The sequence below is a fragment of the Edaphobacter bradus genome (assembly GCF_025685645.1).
Taxonomy (GTDB): Bacteria; Acidobacteriota; Terriglobia; order Terriglobales; family Acidobacteriaceae; genus Edaphobacter; species Edaphobacter bradus.
Genome location: NZ_JAGSYF010000008.1, coordinates 1 through 23,113 on the forward strand (window position 1 = coordinate 1; position 23,113 = coordinate 23,113).

The 23,113-nt window shown below is 59.8% G+C and carries 37 protein-coding genes; 33 read left to right on the plus strand and 4 right to left on the minus strand.

Annotated features, from left to right (window positions below; all coding sequences use genetic code 11):
- The 33 genes from OHL16_RS19590 to OHL16_RS19750 all read left to right on the plus strand — a co-directional run.
- Window positions 1-147, plus strand: a 147-nt coding sequence (locus OHL16_RS19590) for an EF-Tu C-terminal domain-related protein (protein ID WP_449506057.1), incomplete at its 5' end; no start/stop codon positions are given.
- Between the two features lie 73 nt (window positions 148-220).
- Window positions 221-538 (plus strand): 30S ribosomal protein S10, encoded by a 318-nt coding sequence (rpsJ, locus tag OHL16_RS19595; RefSeq protein ID WP_013581294.1) that lies wholly within the window; start codon window positions 221-223, stop codon window positions 536-538.
- 87 nt (window positions 539-625) lie between these two features.
- Window positions 626-1,363: a 50S ribosomal protein L3 gene (gene rplC, locus OHL16_RS19600; RefSeq protein WP_263368897.1), complete on the plus strand. Its 738-nt coding sequence runs from the start codon at window positions 626-628 to the stop codon at window positions 1,361-1,363.
- Window positions 1,364-1,503: 140 nt separating this feature from the next.
- Window positions 1,504-2,181: a 50S ribosomal protein L4 gene (gene rplD, locus OHL16_RS19605; RefSeq protein WP_263368898.1), complete on the plus strand. Its 678-nt coding sequence runs from the start codon at window positions 1,504-1,506 to the stop codon at window positions 2,179-2,181.
- Window positions 2,182-2,475: a 50S ribosomal protein L23 gene (locus tag OHL16_RS19610; protein ID WP_263368899.1), complete on the plus strand. Its 294-nt coding sequence runs from the start codon at window positions 2,182-2,184 to the stop codon at window positions 2,473-2,475.
- Window positions 2,476-2,563: 88 nt separating this feature from the next.
- The gene (rplB, locus tag OHL16_RS19615) at window positions 2,564-3,388 is read left to right on the plus strand and encodes a 50S ribosomal protein L2 (protein WP_263368900.1); all 825 of its coding nucleotides are present in this window, start codon (window positions 2,564-2,566) and stop codon (window positions 3,386-3,388) included.
- A gap of 47 nt (window positions 3,389-3,435) precedes the next feature.
- Window positions 3,436-3,723 carry a 30S ribosomal protein S19 gene (rpsS, locus tag OHL16_RS19620; protein ID WP_263368901.1) on the plus strand — a complete coding sequence of 96 codons (288 nt, stop codon included), beginning with the start codon at window positions 3,436-3,438 and terminating at the stop codon, window positions 3,721-3,723.
- 50 nt (window positions 3,724-3,773) lie between these two features.
- A complete protein-coding gene (gene rplV / locus OHL16_RS19625) occupies window positions 3,774-4,292 on the plus strand; it encodes a 50S ribosomal protein L22 (protein ID WP_263368902.1) in 519 nt (172 codons plus the stop codon).
- Window positions 4,293-4,385: 93 nt separating this feature from the next.
- A complete protein-coding gene (gene rpsC, locus OHL16_RS19630) occupies window positions 4,386-5,060 on the plus strand; it encodes a 30S ribosomal protein S3 (RefSeq protein ID WP_263368903.1) in 675 nt (224 codons plus the stop codon).
- Window positions 5,061-5,181: 121 nt separating this feature from the next.
- Complete coding sequence (gene rplP / locus OHL16_RS19635; RefSeq protein WP_263368904.1) at window positions 5,182-5,616, plus strand: 50S ribosomal protein L16; 435 nt, start codon at window positions 5,182-5,184, stop codon at window positions 5,614-5,616.
- 22 nt (window positions 5,617-5,638) lie between these two features.
- Complete coding sequence (gene rpmC / locus OHL16_RS19640) at window positions 5,639-5,905, plus strand: 50S ribosomal protein L29 (RefSeq protein WP_263368905.1); 267 nt, start codon at window positions 5,639-5,641, stop codon at window positions 5,903-5,905.
- Between the two features lie 3 nt (window positions 5,906-5,908).
- Window positions 5,909-6,238 (plus strand): 30S ribosomal protein S17, encoded by a 330-nt coding sequence (gene rpsQ / locus OHL16_RS19645; protein WP_263368906.1) that lies wholly within the window; start codon window positions 5,909-5,911, stop codon window positions 6,236-6,238.
- A gap of 83 nt (window positions 6,239-6,321) precedes the next feature.
- Window positions 6,322-6,693, plus strand: a complete 372-nt coding sequence (gene rplN / locus OHL16_RS19650; protein WP_263368907.1) for a 50S ribosomal protein L14 — start codon at window positions 6,322-6,324, stop codon at window positions 6,691-6,693.
- A 91-nt stretch (window positions 6,694-6,784) separates the two neighbouring features.
- Complete coding sequence (gene rplX / locus OHL16_RS19655; protein ID WP_396127235.1) at window positions 6,785-7,114, plus strand: 50S ribosomal protein L24; 330 nt, start codon at window positions 6,785-6,787, stop codon at window positions 7,112-7,114.
- 117 nt (window positions 7,115-7,231) lie between these two features.
- Window positions 7,232-7,780 carry a 50S ribosomal protein L5 gene (rplE, locus tag OHL16_RS19660; RefSeq protein ID WP_263368908.1) on the plus strand — a complete coding sequence of 183 codons (549 nt, stop codon included), beginning with the start codon at window positions 7,232-7,234 and terminating at the stop codon, window positions 7,778-7,780.
- Between the two features lie 31 nt (window positions 7,781-7,811).
- Window positions 7,812-7,997 carry a type Z 30S ribosomal protein S14 gene (locus OHL16_RS19665; protein WP_263368909.1) on the plus strand — a complete coding sequence of 62 codons (186 nt, stop codon included), beginning with the start codon at window positions 7,812-7,814 and terminating at the stop codon, window positions 7,995-7,997.
- A 171-nt stretch (window positions 7,998-8,168) separates the two neighbouring features.
- Window positions 8,169-8,567, plus strand: a complete 399-nt coding sequence (gene rpsH / locus OHL16_RS19670) for a 30S ribosomal protein S8 (RefSeq protein WP_263368910.1) — start codon at window positions 8,169-8,171, stop codon at window positions 8,565-8,567.
- Between the two features lie 135 nt (window positions 8,568-8,702).
- Entirely contained in the window at window positions 8,703-9,242 is a 540-nt protein-coding gene (gene rplF / locus OHL16_RS19675; RefSeq protein ID WP_263368911.1) for a 50S ribosomal protein L6, read from the plus strand.
- Window positions 9,243-9,360: 118 nt separating this feature from the next.
- A complete protein-coding gene (gene rplR / locus OHL16_RS19680) occupies window positions 9,361-9,726 on the plus strand; it encodes a 50S ribosomal protein L18 (protein ID WP_263368912.1) in 366 nt (121 codons plus the stop codon).
- Between the two features lie 52 nt (window positions 9,727-9,778).
- Window positions 9,779-10,285 carry a 30S ribosomal protein S5 gene (rpsE, locus tag OHL16_RS19685; protein WP_263368913.1) on the plus strand — a complete coding sequence of 169 codons (507 nt, stop codon included), beginning with the start codon at window positions 9,779-9,781 and terminating at the stop codon, window positions 10,283-10,285.
- Between the two features lie 15 nt (window positions 10,286-10,300).
- On the plus strand, window positions 10,301-10,489 hold the full coding sequence (rpmD, locus tag OHL16_RS19690; protein ID WP_263368914.1) for a 50S ribosomal protein L30: 189 nt from the start codon (window positions 10,301-10,303) through the stop codon (window positions 10,487-10,489).
- An 86-nt stretch (window positions 10,490-10,575) separates the two neighbouring features.
- Window positions 10,576-11,037: a 50S ribosomal protein L15 gene (gene rplO, locus OHL16_RS19695; RefSeq protein ID WP_263368915.1), complete on the plus strand. Its 462-nt coding sequence runs from the start codon at window positions 10,576-10,578 to the stop codon at window positions 11,035-11,037.
- A 92-nt stretch (window positions 11,038-11,129) separates the two neighbouring features.
- Window positions 11,130-12,542: a preprotein translocase subunit SecY gene (gene secY / locus OHL16_RS19700; RefSeq protein WP_263368916.1), complete on the plus strand. Its 1,413-nt coding sequence runs from the start codon at window positions 11,130-11,132 to the stop codon at window positions 12,540-12,542.
- A 4-nt stretch (window positions 12,543-12,546) separates the two neighbouring features.
- On the plus strand, window positions 12,547-13,281 hold the full coding sequence (locus OHL16_RS19705) for an adenylate kinase (protein ID WP_317891106.1): 735 nt from the start codon (window positions 12,547-12,549) through the stop codon (window positions 13,279-13,281).
- 3 nt (window positions 13,282-13,284) lie between these two features.
- Window positions 13,285-14,034: a type I methionyl aminopeptidase gene (gene map, locus OHL16_RS19710; RefSeq protein ID WP_263368917.1), complete on the plus strand. Its 750-nt coding sequence runs from the start codon at window positions 13,285-13,287 to the stop codon at window positions 14,032-14,034.
- Between the two features lie 146 nt (window positions 14,035-14,180).
- Entirely contained in the window at window positions 14,181-14,399 is a 219-nt protein-coding gene (infA, locus tag OHL16_RS19715; RefSeq protein WP_035352293.1) for a translation initiation factor IF-1, read from the plus strand.
- A gap of 131 nt (window positions 14,400-14,530) precedes the next feature.
- Window positions 14,531-14,644 carry a 50S ribosomal protein L36 gene (gene rpmJ / locus OHL16_RS19720; protein WP_013581269.1) on the plus strand — a complete coding sequence of 38 codons (114 nt, stop codon included), beginning with the start codon at window positions 14,531-14,533 and terminating at the stop codon, window positions 14,642-14,644.
- Between the two features lie 173 nt (window positions 14,645-14,817).
- Window positions 14,818-15,198, plus strand: coding sequence for a 30S ribosomal protein S13 (gene rpsM / locus OHL16_RS19725; RefSeq protein WP_263368918.1), 381 nt, complete (start codon window positions 14,818-14,820; stop codon window positions 15,196-15,198).
- A gap of 3 nt (window positions 15,199-15,201) precedes the next feature.
- Complete coding sequence (rpsK, locus tag OHL16_RS19730; protein WP_263368919.1) at window positions 15,202-15,621, plus strand: 30S ribosomal protein S11; 420 nt, start codon at window positions 15,202-15,204, stop codon at window positions 15,619-15,621.
- A 262-nt stretch (window positions 15,622-15,883) separates the two neighbouring features.
- Window positions 15,884-16,516, plus strand: coding sequence for a 30S ribosomal protein S4 (rpsD, locus tag OHL16_RS19735; RefSeq protein WP_263368920.1), 633 nt, complete (start codon window positions 15,884-15,886; stop codon window positions 16,514-16,516).
- A 158-nt stretch (window positions 16,517-16,674) separates the two neighbouring features.
- On the plus strand, window positions 16,675-17,760 hold the full coding sequence (locus OHL16_RS19740; RefSeq protein WP_263368921.1) for a DNA-directed RNA polymerase subunit alpha: 1,086 nt from the start codon (window positions 16,675-16,677) through the stop codon (window positions 17,758-17,760).
- A 106-nt stretch (window positions 17,761-17,866) separates the two neighbouring features.
- On the plus strand, window positions 17,867-18,352 hold the full coding sequence (gene rplQ / locus OHL16_RS19745; RefSeq protein ID WP_317891107.1) for a 50S ribosomal protein L17: 486 nt from the start codon (window positions 17,867-17,869) through the stop codon (window positions 18,350-18,352).
- Window positions 18,353-18,534: 182 nt separating this feature from the next.
- Window positions 18,535-18,825: an ArsR/SmtB family transcription factor gene (locus tag OHL16_RS19750; protein WP_263368922.1), complete on the plus strand. Its 291-nt coding sequence runs from the start codon at window positions 18,535-18,537 to the stop codon at window positions 18,823-18,825.
- A 50-nt stretch (window positions 18,826-18,875) separates the two neighbouring features.
- Here OHL16_RS19750 and OHL16_RS19755 read toward each other — a convergent pair whose 3' ends face one another.
- The 4 genes from OHL16_RS19755 to OHL16_RS19770 form a co-directional block, all read right to left on the minus strand.
- The gene (locus tag OHL16_RS19755; RefSeq protein WP_263368923.1) at window positions 18,876-20,321 is read right to left on the minus strand and encodes a sensor domain-containing diguanylate cyclase; all 1,446 of its coding nucleotides are present in this window, start codon (window positions 20,319-20,321) and stop codon (window positions 18,876-18,878) included.
- A 679-nt stretch (window positions 20,322-21,000) separates the two neighbouring features.
- On the minus strand, window positions 21,001-21,177 hold the full coding sequence (locus OHL16_RS19760; protein ID WP_263368924.1) for a hypothetical protein: 177 nt from the start codon (window positions 21,175-21,177) through the stop codon (window positions 21,001-21,003).
- Complete coding sequence (locus OHL16_RS19765; RefSeq protein WP_263368925.1) at window positions 21,174-21,584, minus strand: DUF6677 family protein; 411 nt, start codon at window positions 21,582-21,584, stop codon at window positions 21,174-21,176. The genes OHL16_RS19760 and OHL16_RS19765 overlap by 4 nt, the downstream gene beginning before the upstream one ends.
- Window positions 21,585-21,665: 81 nt before the next feature.
- The gene (locus OHL16_RS19770) at window positions 21,666-22,871 is read right to left on the minus strand and encodes a M24 family metallopeptidase (RefSeq protein WP_263368926.1); all 1,206 of its coding nucleotides are present in this window, start codon (window positions 22,869-22,871) and stop codon (window positions 21,666-21,668) included.
- Between the last annotated feature and the right edge of the window lie 242 nt (window positions 22,872-23,113).

The window sequence follows — 23,113 nt, forward strand, 5'->3', positions numbered from 1 at the left end:
GGCACGGAGATGGTGATGCCGGGCGACAACATCGCGCTGGAGATCACGCTGCACACCCCGGTGGCCATGGAGAAGGGCCTGCGCTTCGCCATCCGCGAGGGCGGACGCACCGTCGGCGCCGGTACCATCTCCGAGATCATTAAGTAATAGATAGCGCCGCCTGCTTCCGCGGGCGGCGACTCAACCCGATCTTTGCACAACAAGACTGAGAGAGAAGACGATGGCAGGACAGAGAATCAGAATTCGGTTGAAGGCTTATGACTACCGCGTGCTCGACACCTCCACCGGTGAGATCGTCGAAACGGCCAAGCGCACGGGCGCTCAGGTTGCGGGCCCCATTCCCCTGCCGACGATGAAGAACAAGTATTGCGTGCTGCGTTCGCCCCACGTCGACAAGAAGTCGCGCGAGGCCTTCGAGATCCGCACGCACAAGCGGCTGATCGACATTCTCGAGCCGACGCAGCAGACGGTCGATGCGCTGATGAAGCTCGATCTTCCGGCTGGCGTGGATGTCGAGATCAAGACGGTTCAGAAGTAAAGAACCTTGAGCAGAGAGCTTTAGTTTTCGATCTGTTGAGTGACACCTACAGTGCTCCGCTGAGCATGATGAGGAAAGGAAAAGAAGATGTCAGTATCAGGAATTCTCGGTAAAAAGATCGGCATGACCCAGATGTTCGATGACAAGGGTGAGGTTCACCCGGTCACCGTGCTGAAGGCCGGCCCCTGCGTTGTGACGCAGCTGAAGACTCTGGCCAAGGACGGCTACGACGCCGCCCAGATCGGCTACGTCGATTTCGTAAAGGCTTCGAAGGTGAACAAGGCCATGACCGGCCACTTTGCCAAGTCGAACGTTCCTCCGGTCCGCGTTTTGAAGGAGGTTGCGGTTGAGACTGCGGCCGCCAAGGATGGCGAAGAGTCGAATGGCATCAAGGCGGGTGATCGCATCCTGGTTGATATTTTTTCGGACGAAAAATTTGTGGATGTGATCGGCACCTCGAAGGGCCGTGGCTTTGCCGGCGTCATTCGCCGCCATGCCTTCGGAGGCGGGCCGAAGTCGCACGGTCACATGTTCCAGGTGCAGGGTTCGATCGGAGCCTCGTCGTTTCCCTCGCGCGTCTTCCCGGGCCAGCGTATGCCGGGCCACATGGGACACGACCAGGTGACGGTTCGCAATCTGCGGATCCGCGGGATCGATCTCGACGAGAACCTGATCATGGTCGAGGGAGCAGTTCCGGGGCCGCGTGATGGTTATGTTCTGATCTCGAAGGCCAAGGCTCCGCCGCGTGAGCGCCGTGGCTTCGCGGGTGCGACGACACTCGATCCGCTGAAGGCTTCGAAGAAGGCTGCGCCGAAGAAGAAGTAAAGAAAAATAAGTAGAAGGTATTTGTTTTTGCTTATTGATTCATAGCAACACTCTGCTCGGGGAACAGGACCGGTGAAAGCAGAGAAACAAAGTCAGGGCGTGCCGCATCGATGGCCGCACAGAAAGTGAAACGAAGAACGATGGCAAACATCAACGTAGTCAATCTCGGCGGAACGAAGGTTGGGGAGTTTGAGCTCTCTGACGCGGTCTTCGCCGGTGACGTGAATGACGGGCTGCTGTGGGAGGCAGTGAAGCACTATCGCGCAGCTCTCCGGCAGGGAACGGCGGCGACCAAGAACCGTAAGCTGGTCTCCGGCGCCGGCAAGAAGCTGTGGAAGCAGAAGGGAACGGGACGCGCTCGCGTGGGCTCGATCCGCACTCCGCTCTGGCGCGGCGGCGGTACGGTCCACGGGCCTCAGCCGCGCAGCTATGAGTATGCGTTTCCGCAGAAGAAGCTGATGGGCGCATTGCGCTCGGCCATTACTGCGAAGATCGCAGAGGGCAAGTTCACCGTCGTCGATTCGTTCGCGGTGCCTGAGGCCAAGACGAAGCTGTATCGCCAGGCTCTCGACAAGCTGGAGGCGGGCAAGACGACCCTGCTGGTCGAGACAAGCAAGAAGCTCGATGAGAAGCTGTACCTTGGCTCGCGGAATCTGGCAGGCGTCGAGCTGGTCCTCAGCTCCGAGGTTCATCCCTATGACCTGCTTCGCTATGAGCACGCTGTCTTCTCGAAGGACGCCATCGAGGCCCTGCAGGAGACGTTGAAGAAGTACGTATCGAAGCGCAAGGCCGCTGCGGCCCAGAAGGAGGTCGCATAAATGCCGACTCTTTATACCGTCATTCGCCGTCCCCTGATTACCGAGAAGGGCATGGGCGTGAAAGAGACTCAGAACACCCTGGTCTTTGAGGTCGATCTGAAGGCGACCAAGACCGAGGTGAAGCAAGCTGTGGAAGCCCTCTTCAAGGTGAAGGTCTCGGGTGTTCGCACATCGACCGTTGAGGGCAAGGAGCGCCGCCGCGGAAAGTTTGCAGGCTACCGCCCCGACTGGAAGAAGGCTTATGTTCGCCTGAAAGAGGGCGAGAAGATGCCGGAGTACATCAACAGCCTGTAAGCAACGAGCAGGACTGGATTTCTAACGAAGTTTTGAAAGAGAACTAGCGACCCGGCTTTAGGGCCCCAGGCTAGGAGTTGAAAAGACGATGCCGATCAAATCATTTCGACCGATTACACCATCCCTCCGCTTCGCGACGAAGCTGGTCAACGATGACCTGACGACGGACAAGCCGCATAAGCCGTTGCTGGCCGTCAAGCAGCGCACCGGCGGCCGCAACTCGACCGGCGCTCTCTCAGTGCGTCACCAGGGTGGCGGCCACAAGAAGAAGCTGCGCCTCATCGACTTCAAGCGCGACAAGTACGGTATCCCGGCCACAGTGACGACGATCGAATACGATCCGAATCGCAGCTCGCGCATTGCGCTGGTCAGCTACGCCGACGGCGAGAAGCGCTACATCCTGCAGCCGGTTGGGCTGAAGGTTGGCCAGTCGATCATGAGCGGTCCTGAGGCCGACATTCTGGTTGGCAACGCACTGCCCCTGAAGAACATCCCTGCTGGTACGACGATACACAACATCGAACTTCGTCCGGGCAAGGGCGCTCAGATGGCCCGTTCGGCAGGCGCGCAGGTTCAGCTCGTTGCGAAAGAAGGCGACTATGCCCTTCTGAAGCTGCCCTCTGGCGAGACCCGCAAGGTCCTCGTTGAGTGCATGGCGACGATCGGCCAGGTCGGCAACACGGACCACGAGAATGTCACGATCGGCAAGGCGGGTCGTAATCGTTGGAAGGGAATCCGTCCGGCGAATCGCGGCGTCTCGATGAACCCGGTCGATCACCCGCACGGCGGTGGTGAGGGCAAGACCTCGGGCGGCCGTCATCCGGTGACGCCGTGGGGCCAGCCGACCCGTGGCTACAAGACACGCAACAACAAGCGGACCGATGTGTTCATCGTCAACCGCCGCAGCAAGTAAAAGCTTTTCGGTAGAGAAGCGTTTTAGAGAGATTTCGGAGCTAACAGATGGCACGTTCTACGAAAAAAGGCCCCTTCATCGACGATCACATCATGGCGAAGATCAACGTCATGAACCAGGCGAACGATAAGAAGGTGGTACGCACCTGGTCCCGCCGGTCCACGATTCACCCGGACTTCGTCGGGCACACGATCGCCGTCCACAACGGCCGCAAGTTCATCCCGGTCTACGTGACGGAAAACATGGTGGGCCACAAGCTGGGCGAGTTTGCGGCGACCCGTACATTCAAGGGGCACTCCGCCAAGGCGGCCGAGACCTCCGCAAAGCCGAAGTAAAAACTCTTCGGCAGAATAGTTTGTTTTTTTGTTTCTAAGGACTGAAAGTCATGGCTAAGGCAGCAGAGAAAATCAGAGAGTTTCGCGCTGAGGCGAAGTTCCAACGCACGAGCCCGCAAAAGGCGAAGCTCGTCCTCGACCTCATCAAGGGCCTCCGCGTGGAGCAGGCGATCAACACGGTTCACTTTAGCTCGAAGCGCATCGCTCCGGTGGTCGAGAAGGTTTTGCGTTCGGCGATCCAGAACGCCAACTACGTTTCGCAGGAGCAGGGCCTCGATGTCGACGTCGACAACCTGTATGTGAAGTCGGCCGTGGCGAACGAGGGACCTCGTATGAAGCGGATTCGCCCTGCCCCGATGGGTCGTGCGTTTCGTTACCAGCGCAGGCTGGCACACATCGTCGTCACCGTCGCCGAGAAGAAGGCGCCCGTGACGGCAGCCGGGGAGACCGAGACGGTCGCCGCGCCGGCAAAGGGCGCCAAGAAGACGGCCACCAAGACCGCGGCGAAGAAGACTGCAGCCAAGAAGGCTCCCGCGAAGAAGGCAGCAGTTAAGAAAGCCACGAAATAAGCGTTCTTTTTTGCTTGCCAGGATTGGTAAAATAAAGGTTTTGCATGACCGCCCGCCGGCTCAACCGGCACCGGGCACGGAGTAAAGGAAACTATGGGACAGAAAGTCCATCCGTATGGGTTTCGCCTCGGCGTGAACAAGCCGTGGAAGTCGCGCTGGTTCGTTGAGCGCGGCTATGACAAGCTGCTGGTCGAGGACGTCAAGCTGAAGGCCGAGCTGCGTGACAAGCTGAAGGCCGCCGGCGTGAGCTCGGTTGAGGTGGAGCGTCCGGGCAACAAGCTGCGCCTGATCATCCGCACCGCGCGGCCGGGCATCATCATCGGCCGCAAGGGCGCGGAGATCGACAAGCTCAAGGCCGACATCCAGAAGAACACGAGCCGCGAGGTGTTTGTCGACATCCTCGAGGTTAACAAGCCGGAGCTGGATGCTCAGCTGGTGGCCGAGAACATCGCGCTGCAGCTCGAGAAGCGCGTCAGCTTCCGCCGCGCGATGCGCAAGAGCGTGGACTCTGCGCTGCGTTTCGGCTGCAAGGGCATCAAGGTTCGCGTCTCGGGCCGTCTGAATGGAAACGAGATCGCGCGATCGGAGTGGTATCTGCAGGGACGTCTGCCGCTGCACACGCTGCGCGCCGATATCGACTACGGCTTCGCAGAGGCCAAGACGACGTATGGCGTCATCGGCGTCAAGACGTGGATCTACCGTGGCGATATCTACGAGCAGAAGAAGCGTCGCGATCAGGGTACGACGTCCGGAGTGTTCACGTCGTAAGCACATCTGCTAGCTCTTAGCTCTTAGCTTTTAGCTAGTTGGTTGCAGCGGAGAAGATTTTGAATCAGCTAGATCTGGCTAACAGCTAGAAGCTAGCAGCTAACAGCCAGGGGTTTTCGTTATGTTGATGCCAAAGAAGGTGAAGTATCGCAAGCAGCAGCGCGGCCGTATGACCGGCAAGGCGTGGCGCGGCTCCGATCTCTCGTTCGGTGACTACGGCCTGAAGGTCATGGAGTGCGGTTACATCACTGACCGCCAGATCGAGGCCAGCCGTATCGCGATGACGCGTTTCATCAAGCGCGGCGGCAAGGTGTGGCTGCGTCTGTTCCCGGACAAGCCGATCACAAAGAAGCCGGCCGAAACCCGTATGGGTAAGGGCAAGGGCGCTCCGGATCACTGGGTCTGCGTGGTTCGTCCGGGCAGGATCCTCTTCGAGATGGAGGGTGTGAACCCGGACATCGCCAAGGAAGCGATGCGCCTGGCGGCTCACAAGCTTCCGCTGAAGACCAGTTTCGTCATGCGCCACGACGTAAAGGCGACGGTCGCAGCCAAGTAATTAAGGTTTGAAGGAAAAGACAATGGAACTCGACAAGATTCGCAACCTCAGTGACGACGAGCTCAAGAGCGAGCAGGCCAAGGCGGCCGAGCAGCTCTTCCGCATCCGCTTCCAGAAGAGCCTAGGTAACAGCGATGGCGTGAAGAAGCTGCGGACGCTCAAGCTGGACATCGCCCGTATCAAGACCGTCGCCCGTGAGCGTGAGCTCGGCGCCGGCAAGCCGGTGGCTGCGGTTGCCGCAAAGGCCGAGCCGGCCAAGAGTACTCGCAAGAAAGCGAAGAAGGATTAAGTCATGGCAGATACAACGAACAACACGCAGGCAACCGAGCAGGCGGCGTCGCGCCGTAACGAGAAGGTCGGCCTCGTCGTCTCGACCAAGATGCAGAAGACGATCGTCGTCGAGATCGAGATGCGCAAGGCGCACCCGAAGTACAAGCGCGTGATGAAGTCGAACAAGAAGTTCTACGCGCACGACGAGCAGAACTCGGCCCGCGTGGGCGATGTGGTCCGCATCCGTGAGGCGCGGCCCTTGTCGAAGCTCAAGCGGTGGTCGCTTGAGGAGATCGTCCGCCGCAGCTCGCTCGCCCAGCTTGCCGACGAGACGCCTGCTGAAGGGAAGTAGTCAGTGTCCCGGGCCTCAGGGCTCGTGAAGAAGTTTGGAATGTTGGGGCCTGAGGCCCTGACCGTTACACCAGGAGACGAACGATGTCAGTACAGATGAGAACAATCCTTGACGTTGCCGACAACTCCGGCGCGCGCAAGCTGCAGGTGATCCTGCCCCTTGGTGGCGGTCTCGGCAAGAAGGCCGGTCTCGGTGACGTTGTCACCGCGGCGGTCAAAGAGGCCTCGCCCGACGGCACCGTGAAGAAGGGCAAGGTCGTGAAGGCCGTGATCGTGCGGACCCGCAAGGAGTCGCGCCGCCGCGATGGAACCTATATCCGCTTTGATCAGAACGCCGCTGTCGTGATCAACGACGCGATGGAGCCGGTTGGAACGCGCGTCTTCGGGCCGGTTGCCCGTGAGCTCCGCGAGAAGAAGTTCCTGAAGATCGTCTCGCTCGCGCCTGAGGTTATCTAACGTCATTTCGCGCCGAGCTGTCAGCGGCGCGCTTATCCCGGATTCCGACTCCGGTGCTGTATGGATCGTCGAGGCAGGAGAGAAGAACTTTATGGCAGGCATCAAGATCAAGCGCAACGACCGTGTGGAAGTGATCGCCGGCAAAGATAAGGGCAAGCAGGGCCGCGTGCTCCGCGTGATTGCGGACAAAAACCGCGTCCTGGTTGAGGGCGTGATGACGGTGAAGAAGCACGTCAAGCCCAACCCGCAGCGCAACATCAAGGGCGGCATCGCCGAGCAGGAGTCGCCGATCCACATCTCGAACGTGATGCTGATCGACGCCGAGGGCAACAAGACCCGCGTCGGATCGCGGCTTGAGGGCGACAAGAGAGTTCGGGTTTCGAAGGCGAGCGGGAATGTGATTCCCGACAAGAAGAAGTAAAGAGATTAAGCAGAGTCTTTTGTCTTTGTAGTTTCAGTTTCAGAATTTCAGGTTCACCCCACGAATCGGTATACGGCATAGCCAATCCGGAACCGTGGAGAAAGCGAAGAGTAGGTCATGGCAACACGATTCAAAGAGAAGTACGAAAAAGAGATCAAACCGGCACTGGCGAAGGAACTCAGTATCGAGAACGTGATGGCGATTCCGAGGCTCGAGAAGATCGTCGTCAACATGGGTCTCGGTGAAGCGACGCAGAACGTGAAGATCATGGACCCTCTGGTCGCCGATCTCGCGGCCATCACCGGCCAGAAGCCGGTGACGACCAAGGCCAAGAAGTCTATCGCGGCGTTCAAGGTCCGTGAGGGCATGCCCATCGGCGCGATGGTCACGCTGCGCGGCGACGCGATGTACGAGTTTCTGGACCGCCTGATCTCGATTGCGCTTCCTCGCGTTCGCGACTTCCGTGGCGTCTCATCGAAGAGCTTCGACGGCCGCGGCAACTACACGCTTGGCCTGCGCGACCAGCTCATCTTCGCCGAGATCGACTATGCGAAGGTCGACAAGCTGAAGGGCATGAACGTCACGATCGTGACGACGGCGAAGGACGACAACGGCGCCCGCGCTCTGCTGAAGGGCTTTGGAATGCCTTTCCGCGCCGGAGCCTAAACAGAAGTTTGAAACAGGATAGAGAATAAATATGGCAACTACCGCAAAACGCGTCAAAGATGCAGCCAAGCCGAAGTTCAAGTCCAGGAAGCACAACCGCTGCCAGCTCTGCGGCCGCCCGCGTGCGTTCCTGCGTAAGTTCGGCGTCTGCCGTCTCTGCTTCCGTTCGCTCGCTCTCAAGGGAGAGATTCCGGGCGTCGTGAAGTCGAGCTGGTAGTATAGAAGTATCACTCCGCGTACAGCTGGTTGAGACAGTACGCCCACCCAGAGACCTCATTCGGGCCACGGCTTTGAATGCAGACGTCTGGATGCAGCACCCGCAATAGAACATTCCCGCTGGTTCTCGTCGAGGCCGACTCGCGAGCGAACGGGGGATGAAGGAGAATGAATGAACCTCACCGATCCAGTAGCTGACTTTCTGACCCGGATCCGCAACTCCATCCGGGCCCGTCACCAGAAGCTTGACGTTCCTGCCTCGAAGCTCAAGAGCGAGATCGCCCGCATCCTGAAGGATGAGGGATACATCGCCAACTTCAAGGCCGTGGAAGAGAACGGCCAGAAGGTCATCCGTGTTTATTTGAAGTACGGACCGAACAACGAGGCTGCGATCCGCGACCTGCAGCGTGTCTCCCGTCCCGGATGCCGTGTGTACGTCGGTCGTGACGAGATCCGCCGCGTGCAGGGTGGCCTGGGCATCTCGATCATGACTACCCCGAAGGGCGTTATGACCGGCCGTCAGGCGCGCCGCGAAGGCGTTGGCGGCGAGATCCTCTGCGAGGTCTGGTAGTTATTGCGGCCGGCGAGGAGACCCCTGGCCAGCCGAAGACATAAAGCACCAAACGGCGGGAGATCGCCGCGGCTGCAGTGGAACGGGCCCAGCTCAGGCTGACTCGCGACTCGCAAGCCACCAAAGGAATTCATCATGTCACGTATTGGCAAAAAGCCGATTCCCGTTCCCGCTGGCGTGAAGTACACCGTCAACGGCAACACTGTCCTCGTTGAAGGCCCGAAGGGCAAGGTCACCGCGCTGCTGCCGGAGGGCATCAAGCTCGTCCAGAAGGACGGCGCCATCGTCGCTGAGCGCGAGAACGACAAGCAGGCTGCGTTTCACGGCCTCGCCCGCGCGCTGGTCTTCAACGCGGTTCATGGCGTTACCGCTGGCTGGAGCAAGGAGCTCGACGTCGTCGGTATCGGATACCGCGTCGAGATGAAGGGCAAGGGCCTGGTGGTGTTTACGCTTGGCTACTCGCACCCGATCGAGTTCCCGCTGCCGACCGGCATTACAGTAGAGATCGACCCGAAGCAGACGCACCTTACCATCTCCGGCGTTGACCGGCAGAAGGTCGGCCAGGTTGCCGCAGACATGCGCGCGCTACGCAAGCCCGATCCGTACAAGAACAAGGGCGTCCGCTACACCGGCGAGAAGCTGAAGAAGAAGGTCGGCAAGACGGGCGCGAAGTAAAACAGGGAATAGGGCCTGGGGATAGGGAATAGAAGGAGCAAAACTACTCCCCTCCCAGGTCCTCCACAACCGAACGTCGCCAGTACTCTGGCGCCGCCACTAGGAAGGAAAGCAAATTATGATCAGTCCTCGCAAACGTAATGTCATCCGTAAGCGCGTCCACACGCGCATCCGCGAGAAGATGTCCGGCACCGCGGAGCGTCCGCGCCTGAATGTCTACCGCTCGCTGAACCACATCTACACGCAGCTTATCGACGACCAGAACGGCGTCACGATCGTTTCGGCCTCCACGCTCACCAAGAAGGGCGAGGCGTCGAAGACCGGCGGCAACGTCGCAGCGGCGGTCGAAGTGGGCAAGCTGATCGCACAGCGCGCGCAGGAGAAGGGTATCAAGAAGGTCGTCTTCGACCGCGGCGGTTATCTCTATCACGGCCGCATCAAGGCACTGGCCGATGCCGCCCGCGAAACAGGACTGGAGTTCTAAGAGTTCCCTCAAGGCTCCCTGGACGGGAAGCCAGAAAGCTGGATAAGAGACTATGGCAACAAAGAAGAAGATCGACGCGAACCGGCTCAACCTGAAGGACCAGGTGGTCTCCATTAACCGCGTCACCAAGGTCGTCAAGGGTGGCAAGAACATGTCCTTCGCTGCGCTGGTCGTCATCGGCGATCCGGCCGAGGGAATCGTGGGCTACGGTTCGGGCAAGGCCAAGGAGGTCCCGCAGGCCATCCGCAAGGGCATCGAGGCTGCGAAGAAGAACCTCGTCAAGGTCAACCTGACCCAGACTTCGATTCCGCACCAGGTTCTCGGCCACTACGGCGCAGGCCAGGTGATGCTGAAGCCTGCTCCTGAGGGAACGGGCGTCATCGCCGGCGGCACGGTCCGCGCTGTGATGACCTCGGCGGGCGTGCAGAACGTGCTGACGAAGTCGATCGGCACCAAGAACCCGCACAACGTGATTAAGGCCACCTTCGACGCTCTCACACAGCTTCGCAGCAAGGCCGATGTCGCCACGCTGCGTGGCAAAGCTGAAGAAGAACTGTAAGAGGAGTTTTTACCCATGGCCGAGTCCAAAGCCAAAATCAAGCTGCAGTACTTCCGTTCGAAGATCGCTACGCCAGAGAAGCACAAGCTCGTCATCAAGGGCCTTGGCTTCACGCGGCTGAACCAGATCGTCGAGCGCGAGGACACGCCCTCTATTCGGGGCATGGTCGCCAAGGTTCCCCATCTCGTCCGTATCGTCGAGTAGGGAAGGGCACTCATCCATCGCCGGCATAGACTCCGGCGAACAAATGCGAGTCGGGAACAATCTCCCGGCGTTAGAGCGAGGAAACAATGGCAATCCGTAATCTTTCCAATCTGAAGGCCCCTGCAAAGGCCAATAGCAACAAGAAGCGTATCGGCCGCGGTATGGGCTCGGGCATGGGTAAGACTTCGACCCGCGGCCACAAGGGCCAGGGTTCGCGTTCGGGCTCGAGCCTGATGCGCGGCTTTGAAGGTGGCCAGATGCCGCTGCATCGCCGTCTTCCTAAGCGCGGCTTCACCAACATCTTCCGCACCGAGTACACGGTTGTTGGCCTCGACCGCATCGCAGAGATCAACGCTGCCTCCAGCGAGACCGAGTTCACGCTTGAGAAGATCGTCGCTCTTGGCCTGCTGCGCAAGAAGAACGGTCTGATCAAGGTACTGAATAACGGCGAGATCAAGACCGCCGTCACCGTTCACGCGCACAAGTTCTCGAAGACCGCCCAGGAGGCGATCGAAAAGGCTGGCGGCAAGGCTGTCCTGATCGGCTAAGGCGGCAGTATTAGAATTGTGGCAGCGAGGGCGAGTGACCCTCGCGTCGCAGTTTCATCCGAACCAGCTCCACCCGAGGTTTCCCATCTCCGATGTTCGAGAAAATCGCAAACATCTTTCGCATTCCTGACCTGCGCAAGCGCGTGCTGTTCACGCTTGGCATGCTGGCCGTCTACCGTATCGGATCGAATATCCCGACCCCGGGCATCAATGGCGCGATGCTGGCGGAGTTCTTCAATCAGAACTCTGGTTCGGCCCTCGGCCTGGTTGACCTCTTCTCCGGCGGCAACCTTCGCAAACTAACGATCTTCGCACTCGGCATCATGCCGTACATCACTGCGTCGATCATCTTCCAGCTGCTAACGGTGATCTACGAGCCGCTGGCAAAGCTGCAGAAGGAAGGCGAGCTTGGCCGCCGCAAGATTACACAGTGGACCCGCTATGTCACCGTGCTCCTGGGCATTGTCCAGTCGTTCACGATCGCTCTGACGCTCACGAACTCGACTACAGGCGCGCCGATGGTTACGATCTCGCGTGGCGCCTTTATCCCACTGTGCGTTCTGACGCTGACCTGCGGTACTGCCTTCATCATGTGGCTGGGTGAGCAGATCACCGAGCGCGGCGTCGGCAATGGTATGTCACTGCTGATCTTCGCCGGTATCGTCGTCGGTATTCCACGGGGCATCGCGGAGCTTTACGACAAGGTTCAGACGAATGCCTGGGGCGCGTTTACTCCGGTCGCGGTCGTCCTGCTGATTGCGGGCATGATCGCGGTGGTCGCATTTATCGTCTACGTCGAGCGCTCTGAGCGACGTATCACGGTGCAGTACGCCAAGCGCATCGTCGGACGGCGCATGATGGGAGGGCAATCCACGCACTTGCCGCTCAAGGTGAACTCCGGCGGCGTGATGCCGGTCATCTTCGCGAGCTCGATTCTTTCGGCCCCCCTTCTGTTCCAGGGCATGAGCTTCTTCGGCAGCGCTCCTCTGCGCGATACGGCCTTCTTCGGGCCGATCATCCGCAACCTCTCGCCGGGCGAGCCGTGGTACGAACTGCTCCGCATCATCGCGATCATCTTCTTCGCATACTTCTACATCTCGATCGTCTTCCGTCCGGACGACATCGCCGATAACATGCGGAAGTACGGCGGGTTCATTCCCGGCATCCGTCCGGGCAAGCGCACGGCCGACTTCATCAACGACGTTCTGACTCGCATAACACTGGTTGGCGCGCTCTACCTGATCATCGTGTCGATCATCCCCGAGCTTCTCATCAGCGGAATTCACTTCAACCATATCTGGCTGATCGGCAGGATGTTTGACCAGCTTCCGAGCTGGATGACCAACGGCCTCGGCGTGAACTTCTACTTCGGCGGCACCTCGCTGCTGATCGTCGTGGGCGTCGCCATGGATACGGTGCAGCAGATCGAGTCGCAGCTCATCATGCGCCACTATGATGGCTTTACTCCGAAGAGCGGAAGAATCCGCGGACGCAAGAGCTGGTAGGGAAGTGGAAGCATTGACTGTCGATTTATCAACACATCAACCGGCCCCGGCAGACGTTAGCTTCTTGCCAGGGCCGGTCCTTCTTTTGGGAGCTCCCGGGGTAGGCAAGGGGACACAGGCAAAGCGGCTGATGGCCGAGTTTGGCATTCCGCAGATATCGACCGGCGACCTGCTGCGCGAAAACATCGCCATGGGAACGGATCTTGGCAAGGCTGCTCGCGCGCTCATGGACAAGGGCCAGCTGGTCTCCGACGACCTCGTCAACCAGATGGTCGCTGACCGGCTCGCGAAGCCGGACGTGGCTCGCGGCTATATCCTCGATGGCTTTCCGCGCACGCTGATCCAGGCAGAGTGGGTGGATTCGCAGCTTGCCTCGGGGCCTGAGACGCTTCCGATCGTCGCGATCAGCATCGTCGTCGGGTACGATGAGTTGCTGCGCCGCATCACGGGCAGGCGTCTTTGCCCGGCCGGGCACATCTATAACATCTATACGAATCCTCCGGCGGTCGCGGGGGAGTGCGATGCAGACGGTCAGGCGCTGATCCAGCGCTCGGACGACTCGGAGACGGTCTTCCACGAGCGGATGAAGACGTTTGGAGAGCTGACGGCGCCGGTCGTCGAACACTACAGCAGGCAGGGCCGGTTTGAGCAGGTCGACGGCAGCCGGGGTGTAGAAGAGGTGACCTCCGCGATTACGGGTGCGCTGCGCCGCCTTCGCCAGGGAACGGGAAGGAGTTAGCCGATGGCCATCATGATTAAGTCGCCGCAGGAGATCGAGAAGATGCGGATCTCGGGCAAAGTGCTTCGCAAGGTGCATGACGCCATCGCGCCGCATGTTGTGGCGGGCGCTTCGACGATGGACATCGAGGAGATCGCGGCTGCGAAGATCGCCGAGTTCGGCGCAAAGGCCGCCTTTAAGGGCTACCACGGTTATCCTTCGGCTCTATGTACCTCGATCAATGAAGAGGTCGTCCACGGGATGCCAAACCAGAAGCGGGTCCTCAAGGATGGAGACATCCTCTCAATTGACTGCGGAGTGATTGTCGATGGCTTCTACTCGGACGCCGCGGTGACCTATTCAATCGGGGAGACGAAGCCCCGGATCCAGCGGCTGCTGGAGATTACGAAGGCGTCGCTCGAGGCGGCGATTCAGCAATGCCAGGTCGGCGGCCGGCTGGGCGATATCTCCGCGGCAGTGCAGGAGATGTGTGAAGCTGAAGGGTTTGGCGTGGTCCGCGACTTTGTCGGCCACGGTATTGGCCGGAGCATGCACGAGGACCCCCAGGTCCCGAACTTTGGCCCCAAGGGCAAGGGGCCGCGTCTGAAGGCCGGCATGGTGCTCGCGATTGAGCCGATGATCAACGCCGGTGGCCCGGAGGTTCGGGTCCTGGCTGACGGCTGGACGGCGGTGACCGTCGACGGGAGCTACAGCGCCCACTTCGAGCACACGGTGGCGTTGACCAAAGATGGCCCCCAGATACTTACTCTCTAGGAAAATGGGGCCAAACTAGGGTATAGTAGGAAATGCTGTGTGCGGTTCGTCCAAGCGCAGCCGGTTCCGTTTTGCCGAAGCCGGCCCTGCGGATAGAAGTTTCTGGAAATAAGGGGCATAGACCCCGGCTTTCCCAAGGAGATCGATTGTCGAAGGAAGATGCAATTGAAGTAATGGCAACCGTTGTTGAGACGTTGCCGAATGCGATGTTCAAGGTCGAGCTTGAGAACAAGCATCAGGCGCTTGCGCACGTCTCCGGACGCATGCGCAAGAACTTCATCCGCATCCTCCCCGGCGACCGTGTCGCGATTGAGCTCAGCCCGTACGATCTCAACCGCGGACGCATCGTCTACCGCTATAAGTAGACGGCGCGAAAGAAGCCTCCGGCTTGCAGCGTCTCGCTCTCGGCTGGAAATCAAGTGCAATTCAAGACCACGTTGGCCTCTGGCGTAAGTCAGTGTAAAGAGCTGGCGGCTGTTTTCAGGAGTTTTGTTTTATGAAGGTTCGTGCTTCCGTAAAGAAGATTTGTGACAAGTGCAAGGTGATTCACCGCCGTGGAGTCGTTCGCGTTATCTGCGAGAACGCCAAGCACAAGCAGCGTCAAGGATAAAGAAGGACAAGCAGAAACTCTGTTTCCGCCTGCTTCCCGATTTTCATCCCTCATTTGGCCCCGCAGGGCTAGTTAGCCGAAGTTAAGGCTTGCGTTGAACCCCGCGAATCTGCCGTAAACCAGAAACCCCGCTCCAGCGGCGAAGCTGCCGGAGCCCAGCACAAAGGAAATCCATGGCACGTATTGCTGGAGTCGATGTCCCGAATAACAAACAGGCGCGCATCGCTCTCACTTACATCTACGGGATCGGCAACTCCCGCGCCGCGAAGATCCTCGAGAAGGCGGCGGTTGACCCCTTCGCGAAGGTCTCCACGCTTGACGAGGATCAGCTGAACCACATCCGTCAGGTCATCGAAGAGGAAGGCCAGATTGAAGGCGATCTCCGCAAGGATGTCTCGCTGAACATCAAGCGCCTCATCGAAATCCAGTCCTATCGTGGTCTCCGCCACCGCCGCTCGCTTCCAGTACGCGGTCAGCGCACACACACTAACGCTCGCACCCGCAAGGGCCCACGCAAGGGAACCGTTGCCGGTAAGAAGAAAGCGACGAAATAAGACATGGCGAAGACACAGACCAAGGCAGCCGCCAAGACCGGTAAGAATAAGAAGTTCAAGAAGCGGGAACGGAAGAACGTTCCGTACGGCCTCGTCTTCATTCAGGCTTCGTTCAACAACACCATCGTCACCATCACCGACCAGACGGGTAACACGCTCAGCTGGAAGAGCTCGGGGTCGCTCGGCTTCCGCGGCTCCCGCAAGGGAACCCCGTTTGCCGCGCAGCAGGCCGCCGTCAACGCTGCCAACGCTGCCCGCGACCACGGTCTTCGTTCGGTGGATGTGCGCGTCTCCGGGCCGGGTTCGGGCCGCGAGTCGGCGATCCGCGCCCTCGCGACCGCCGGAATCGAGGTTCGCTCGATCCGCGACGTCACGCCGATGCCGCACAACGGCTGCCGTCCGCCGAAGCGCAGGAGAGTGTAAGGGTGACCGGCTCCCCGCGATCTACTGCAAGTATTCTGTTATGGGTAGTGCGTGGAGCCTCACTTCTCGTAGTTGTCGTAATTGGTTACATCTCACATCGCTTTCTTGGTGTGTTGCTCAGCACATTGTTTGCCGTTGGTATAAACCAAGCCATTGCTTACCAATTTCGGCGAGGCGAAGCCAACAGTCGTAATTCCGGATCGTGAAGAAGCGCAGCCAGCGCGTAAAGCGATCGACAACCGAAGTCAGGAGATAGAAAGTTATGGCACGTTACACCGGACCCGTCTGCCGCCTTTGCCGCCGCGACGGAACCAAGCTCTTCCTCAAGGGAGCCAAGTGCTTTTCAGAGAAGTGCCCCGTAGAGAAGCGCAACTTCCCCCCGGGCCAGCACGGCCAGTCCAAGAAGCAGAAGAAGGTCGTCGGCTACGGTCTGCAGCTGCGTGAGAAGCAGAAGGCCAAGCGCATCTACTTCACGCTCGAGACACAGTTCCGCGCCTACTATGAGAAGGCCTCGAACAAGACCGGCGTCACCGGCGAACTGCTGCTGCAGCAGCTTGAGACGCGTCTGGACAACGTGGCCTACCGCCTCGGCTTCGCGCTGAGCCGCCGTCAGGCCCGTCAGCTCGTCCGCCACGGCCACGTTCAGGTCAATGGCCGCAAGGTCAACATTCCTTCCTTCCAGTGCAAGGTGGGAGACGAGGTCGCGATCCGCGAGGGTTCGAAGTCGATCACGATCCTCGAGTCCGCGAAGGAGTTCGCCAGCGGTCAGCGCGCGGCGCAGTGGCTGGATATCAACCGCGATAATCTTTCTGGCAAGGTGCTTGCCCTGCCGAAGCGCGAGGACATCAACCTGCCGGTCAACGAGCAGCTGATCGTCGAGCTTTACAGCAAGTAATCTGAAGGCGGCTTCCAGCCGCTAGCTTCTAGCTTTTATAGCTAAAGGCTAACGGCTGGAAGCTGAAGCTTTCTTCACCACCAACAACCGAATACGCAACCGAACCACCCGCCAGTCCGCAGAATGCCTCGCGGCTAGGACGGCAAAAGGAGAAACCGATGCTTTGGAGAGGATTCCAGAAGCCCAAGCGCCTCGCAGTCGATGGCGAAACCATTACCGAGAAGTACGGCAAGTTCAGCGCGCAGCCCTTTGAGCGCGGCTTCGGCACAACGATCGGCAACGCGCTTCGCCGCACGCTGCTCTCGTCGATCGAGGGCGCGGCCGTGACCGCTGTTCGCATCGAGGGCGTGCTGCATGAGTTCCAGTCCATCACAGGCGTCGTTGAGGACGCGACCGACATCATCCTCAACCTGAAGCAGATTCCGTTCAAGCTGAACGGCGAAGGCCCCAAGGCCCTCTATCTGCGCGCGGACCAGGCCGGCGTCGTGACCTCCGGTTCCATCGAGGCCGACGGCGACGTCGAGATCCTCGATAAGGACGTTTACATCTGCACCATCTCCGAGGGCGGCAAGATCGACATGGAGATGCGTCTGAAGCGTGGCCGCGGTTACATCTCGGCCGACAAGAACTTCGACGCGGACCTCGGCCTGGGCTTCATCCCGGTCGACAGCGTCCACTCGCCTGTCCGCAAGGTCAACTACCTCGTTGAGGCGGCCCGTCTCGGTCAGATCACCGACTACGACAAGCTGACGCTCGAGATCTGGACCAACGGCACCGTGTCTCCCGCTGATGCTCTCGGCCTCTCCGCCAAGCTGCTCAAGGACCACATGACGATCTTCATCAACTTCGAAGAGGAGATGGAGGCCGGTCAGGAGGGTGCGCATGATGGCCCGGCGATTCGCAACGAGAACCTCAACCGCTCGGTCGAGGAGCTGGAGCTCTCGGTGCGCAGCTACAACTGCCTGAAGAACGCCAACATTGCCACCATCGGCGAACTCATCCAGAAGACCGAAGCCGAGATGCTGAAGACCAAGAACTTCGGCCGCAAGTCGCTGAACGAGATCAAGGAGATCCTCGCGCAGATGGGCCTGTCACTCGGCATGAAGATCGACGAGAACGGCAACCCGCAGCCTGGACCGACCTCGGTTCTTCCTGCCGCGACTCTCGCCGCCAGCTTCGGCAACTTCGACGACGAGGACGACGAAGAAGACGACCTGCTTCCCAACGAGCAGGAAAACTTCTAACTACAGGGTTCAGGGAGTAGGGCTAAGGCTTCAGCAAGCCCTGCTCCTGCCCACAAATCAATGCAATTCCGGTGCTCACAGAAGTGAGCTTCGAAGGAGATATAAAATGCGCCACCGTAACGCTGGCTACAAACTTGGACGAAACACATCTCACCGTCGTGCGGTGCTCCGCAGTCTGGTGACGTCGATCGTTCTCAACGACCGTATCGAAACCACCATCACCAAGGCCAAGGCCTCGCGCCCTCTGGTCGAGAAGATGATCACGCTGGGCAAGCGCGGCGACGTTCACGCACGCCGTCAGGCCGCCGCCTATCTCATGACGCCAGAGTCGGTGGACCGCCTCTTTGCCGTTGTCGCTCCGCGTTATGGCGCACGCAACGGCGGCTACAGCCGCATCACTCGCACCGGCGCTCGCAAGGGCGACGCTGCCGAGATGGCGTTCATCGAGCTGCTCGGTGCCGAGCAGGAGCTCAACGAGAAGGCGCAGAAGCGCGCCGAGACCCGCGCCAAGAAGCGTGAGGAGCTGCAGAAGCAGCTTGAGGAGCAGAACGCCGCGGCAGCCGCCGACGAGGCTCCGAAGTCGGAGGAGTAGTAACACGCTCGATTCGGTCGAGCAAGCATTGCCAAGGGGCGCATTCCGATGGATGCGCCCCTTGGTTTTTATTGGCGTACTTCTTCACTCGCGATGCGGCTGCTCTGCTCGAGAATGCTCATGCCCAGGCGCGAGTTGATTCCGGGCTTCATGCTTGCGCATCTAAGGATTAGAGTAGTCACGTGGCTAAGACAAAGGACATCCCGCTCACCGATCGCCAGTTCCGGCTCGTTGCACGGGCGCTGGCTGATCCCAGGCGGTACGAGATTCTCGAGCAGCTTGGCAAGATGGATGTCACCGCCTGCGAGAACATCCGCAGCTGTATGCCGATCAGCGCGCCAACGCTCTCTCACCACATGAAAGAACTTGAAAATGCCGGACTTGTTGAGGCGCAGCGGGAAGGCAAGTTCGTTCATTACACGCTTTGCCGCGACACTCTCAAGGCTTATCTTGCTCGCCTGGCCGCGATCTAGAGGCGCGTACCGCTCAGGGCGCCTCTTTTGTTTGCCACAGATCTCTGAGCTTATCCGCTATGCACCATGACGCGGTTTTTGCCGGCGCGTTTGGCGGCGTAGAGGGCCTCGTCGGCCAGTTCGACGAGCTGGTAGCCGTTCTGAAGTGACTCGTTCATCGCGGCCATGCCCATGCTGATGGTGACAGGTTCGTTCTCCCACTCTTCGACGGCGATGCGCTGCATGAGGCGGCGCGCGAGGCCCATCGCGCTCTCTTCGCCGCTCTCCGGCAGCAGGACGACGAACTCTTCGCCGCCATAGCGGGCCGGGAGGTCAGGCAGCCTGACGGTGGTGCGCAGAATATTGCCCAGCCGGCGCAGCACGTCGTCGCCTGACGCGTGGCCGAAGCGGTCGTTGATCTTCTTGAAGTTGTCGACGTCCATGAGCAGCACGGCGAGGTCGCGCTTGCGGCGGCGGGCCATGGAGAACTCCATGACGAGGCGCTCTTCGAAGGCGCGGCGGTTGCGCAGGCCAGTGAGTTCGTCGGTGACGGCGAGCCGGCGGAGCTGGTCGTTGGCGTCTTCGAGCTCCTGGTGGTAGCGCTCGAGCTCGGACTTCTGGGCCACGTCGTCGGTGACGTCCACGGCGACGCCAGCCAGCAGAACATTTCCTGCCGAGTCGTGGCAGGGGAACTTATACGAACGCAGCGTGCTGATCTTGCCGTCGGTGCCGCGGATCTGCTCTTCGGTTTCGACGATGCCGCCGCCGGCCATGACCTCGAGATCATGAGTTCGGACCGACTTGATCGTGCGCTGCCAGAGCTGCTCGTCGCTGCGGCCGAGCCAGGAGTATTCGCTGATGCCGAAGCGGTGGGCAAAGGCGCGGTTGTAGAAGAGCAGACGGCCCGCAGCGTCCTTGATATAGCTGAGGAACGGGCTGGCGTTCATGAAGGCGCGGAAGAGCTCTTCGCTGGCGCGCAGGTTTGCGCCAGCCTTCTCTTTTTCAATCAGCGCCTGGTCGAGCGCGCCGCGCTGCATCTTGAGCTCAAGCCGCGCGGCGGCCTGCCGGGAGAGAACCTCGAGCACCTGCGCCTGGTCGGCCGTGAGGATGCGCGGTGTCAGGTCAAGAACCGAGAAAGTTCCGAGGACGTGGCCGTCGGCGGTCACGATCGGAGTACCGGCATAGAAGCGGAGCGGCGGGTCGCCGGTGACCAGAGGATTGGTTCCGAAGCGGTTGTCGAGCAGGGCGTCCTTTACGACAAACAAGCCCTGCTGGCGCACGGCGTGGGCACAGAAGGCGATCTCGCGGGGAGTCTCGCCGAGCTTGAAGAGATCGGAGGCCCGGACCCACTGCTGCCGCTCGTCAAGAAGCGTGACAAGGCCGATCGGCGTGCCGCAGAGAGAGGCGGCCAGGCGCGTCAGCTCTTCACACTCCGCCTCTGGATGCGAATCCAGGAGTTCCCGTGTCCACAAAGCCCACAGTTTGGCTGTGCCATTTTCAGACCGCCGAAAGCTCATCTGTCACCGTAAAGTACTAGGTAGCATACCTGCACGAAGGTCGTAAGACTAATGGTTTTTTGCTCTCCCTTTCACGAAGGTAACTGTCTCCATTCGGGCGGCTTCGTGCGTCGCCGGGGAGGATTGCGGCGAACGGGGTCGCAGATGTGCTCCCTTATGAGGCAACGGACGATGGGGGTGGGTCAATCACCCAAATCGGCTATGACTAAAGTGCAAACCACTATCTATCAGTGATTTGGCTGACCGCAGGACTGGAGGCACCCTCCACCCGGGAAAATACCGATGAAATGGATACCCCTCCCCCTGTTGCTTGCCCTATGTCATTTATTATCAGCCGCTTATTGTGCTTATTGTATTCTGTTCTCGCAAAATATGCATTCGTAACGGTTTACCCGCAAAATATTCATATATATATAGATGACTTGCCGGTGAGGTCGCTGCTTTCGGACGACTCAGATTCAACAACTTACGTTTGCGTCTGGTTCAAAATATTCATTTTATTGGGCTTAAAGGCGAAAGCCCCGGAAGGTCTTCGGGGCTTTTCGCTCTTGGTTCTATTTTAGCAAAGTAGTGGAAACCACTCTGCCACTCGGAAGTTGTTTGTTTTTATTGGGTTGAGTGGTTTGGGGGCTTGACAGGATCTTCAGCGTAGGCCCGACGGCCGCTAATCATAGGCGGGCTAGTGTTTGATGAGCCACATGAGCCAGCTTGCGGCGATGGTTCCGAAGACGAAGAGGGCGAAGCAGAAGGCGCCGAAGCGGAACATCAGGCGCGGCTCTGAGCGCTGCGTGATGCCGAAGACCACCGAGGTGAAGAGGGAGAAGAGGAGCACGGCTCCAAAGTGAGAGATGGTCATGAGGGCTTTCTCCCGTTGGCGAGGGAGTGTGCATCGACGGCGGCCATGATGTTGAGCAGGCCGGCGACGACGATGAACTTCGTTCCGTAGTCGGCGATGGCCACCTGGACGGAGGCCTGGCCGAGATCGAAGACGCGGGCGATGACGTAGAGCAGCCCGGTTCCGACATCACCGGCGAAGTTCAGCATGTCGAGGATCTCGGCGGTCGTGGGGGAGTAGATCTTTCCCTTGAGCGCGAGGCCGATGAGGAACATCGAGACGATGGAGACGAAGATCAGCGAGCCGCGAATCCACTTGCGAAGAAGGAAGTGACCAGCGCCGGGGACGAGCCATCCGGCGATCAGCGCGAGCGCGGGCAGGGCAGAGGATTGTGCGGCGCGCGCCGCTGCGGGAGGGGTGGTGGCCATATCCAGATTTGATGATATCAGGTGGGAATTCAGTCGTCGCTGTGGGGTCCTGGCAGCGCAAGGCAAGATGCGATGGCCGCGCTAAATGCGGAGCAGTTCAGTCTGGATGCGGCCGGTGACGTCCGCTTTGCCGGGGCGAGTGATCATGTTGACCTCGCTGCGGATACCAAACTCGCCGGGGAAGTAGAGGCCGGGCTCGACGGAGAAGCAGGTGTTGGGGAGGATGAGGCGGGTGTCGTGGGTCTCGAGGTTGTCGAGGTGCGCGCCGTTGCCGTGGAGGTCGGTCGCGATGTTGTGGCCGGTCCGGTGGGTGAACCAGTCGGCCAGGCCGGCGTTGCGAATGACGGCGCGGGAGGCGTCGTCGGCCTCGAAGCCTGCGATGGGAGTGTTAGTGCTGAAAGCTTGTTGCACGCGGGCGATCGCGGCGTCGCGGGCGTCGCGGACGGTGGTGAAGATGTGGTGCTCGCGCTCGGTGGGGGAGCGGTCGACGGCGCCGGTCCAGGTGATGTCGTACCAGACGGCTCCGGGGTTGTTGGCGAGCTTCGACCATATATCGATGAGGACGAAGTCGCCGCGGCGGATAGGCTTCGAGGTGGCCGCAGTGGGCACGTAGTGTGAGTCGGCGGAGTTTGGCCCGACGGAGACGTTGGGGCCGAACTCGGTGACCATGCCTTCGCGCTCGATGGCTCGCTGGAGGAATTCGACGATGGCGAACTCGTGCGCATCGGGTGAGTTGGCACGGACGCGGGAGCCGATCTCGTGCCAGCCCTCGGCGAGGATGGCGTCGAGCTTTCGCTGGGCCTCGTAGTGCGTGGCGATCTGGGATTCGGTGAGGACGGCTTCGAAGTGGCTGACGAGGTCGGCGGAGGTGACGATCTCTTTCTTGAAGGAGCGGAGCAGCTCAATGGTGCCGGCGTCGACGAGCGAGACGTACATGATGGCGTTGTTGGGCGAGTACTGCATGGCGATCTTCGTCGCGCCATCGAGCATCGCTTTGAGCCTGGATTCAAGCTCCTGCCAGGAGGAGTATTGGTCTTTCGGGCCGGGCAGGGCGTCGAGCTTGTGCGACTCGATGCGGTGGACCAATTTTTTAGGCTCGCCCTGTGCAGGGATGAAGTAGTACCAGCGGCGGGTGATGTGTCCACCGGGGATGCCGAGGATGCGGTAGGCGAGGGGGTCGCGGTTGTGGTGGTCGTAGAAGAGCCAGCCGTCGAGTTTCTGTTCGCGGAGGGCGGATTGGATAGCTGCCAGGTCCATGGTTGTGCTCTCAATTGCGGTCTGGTTCATGGTAACCCCCTCCCCCGTACTTATTTGTGCAAAGTCTTCCATCCATAGACTTTAGGTCTGGACTTCGTGCGCACGTCTGTTGCCAAACGGCTTAGAAGAAGAAGGCCCGGCGCCTTGGCCGGGCCTTCTTTTCTCCTTGATTTAAGGGTATCAGGGGTGTCAAGGATTTGGTGTGGAAAATGGCAACCCTTGTGTATGTCAGAAGCAACAGCGGGTTTGATAGGGCTGGGACGGATTTCATT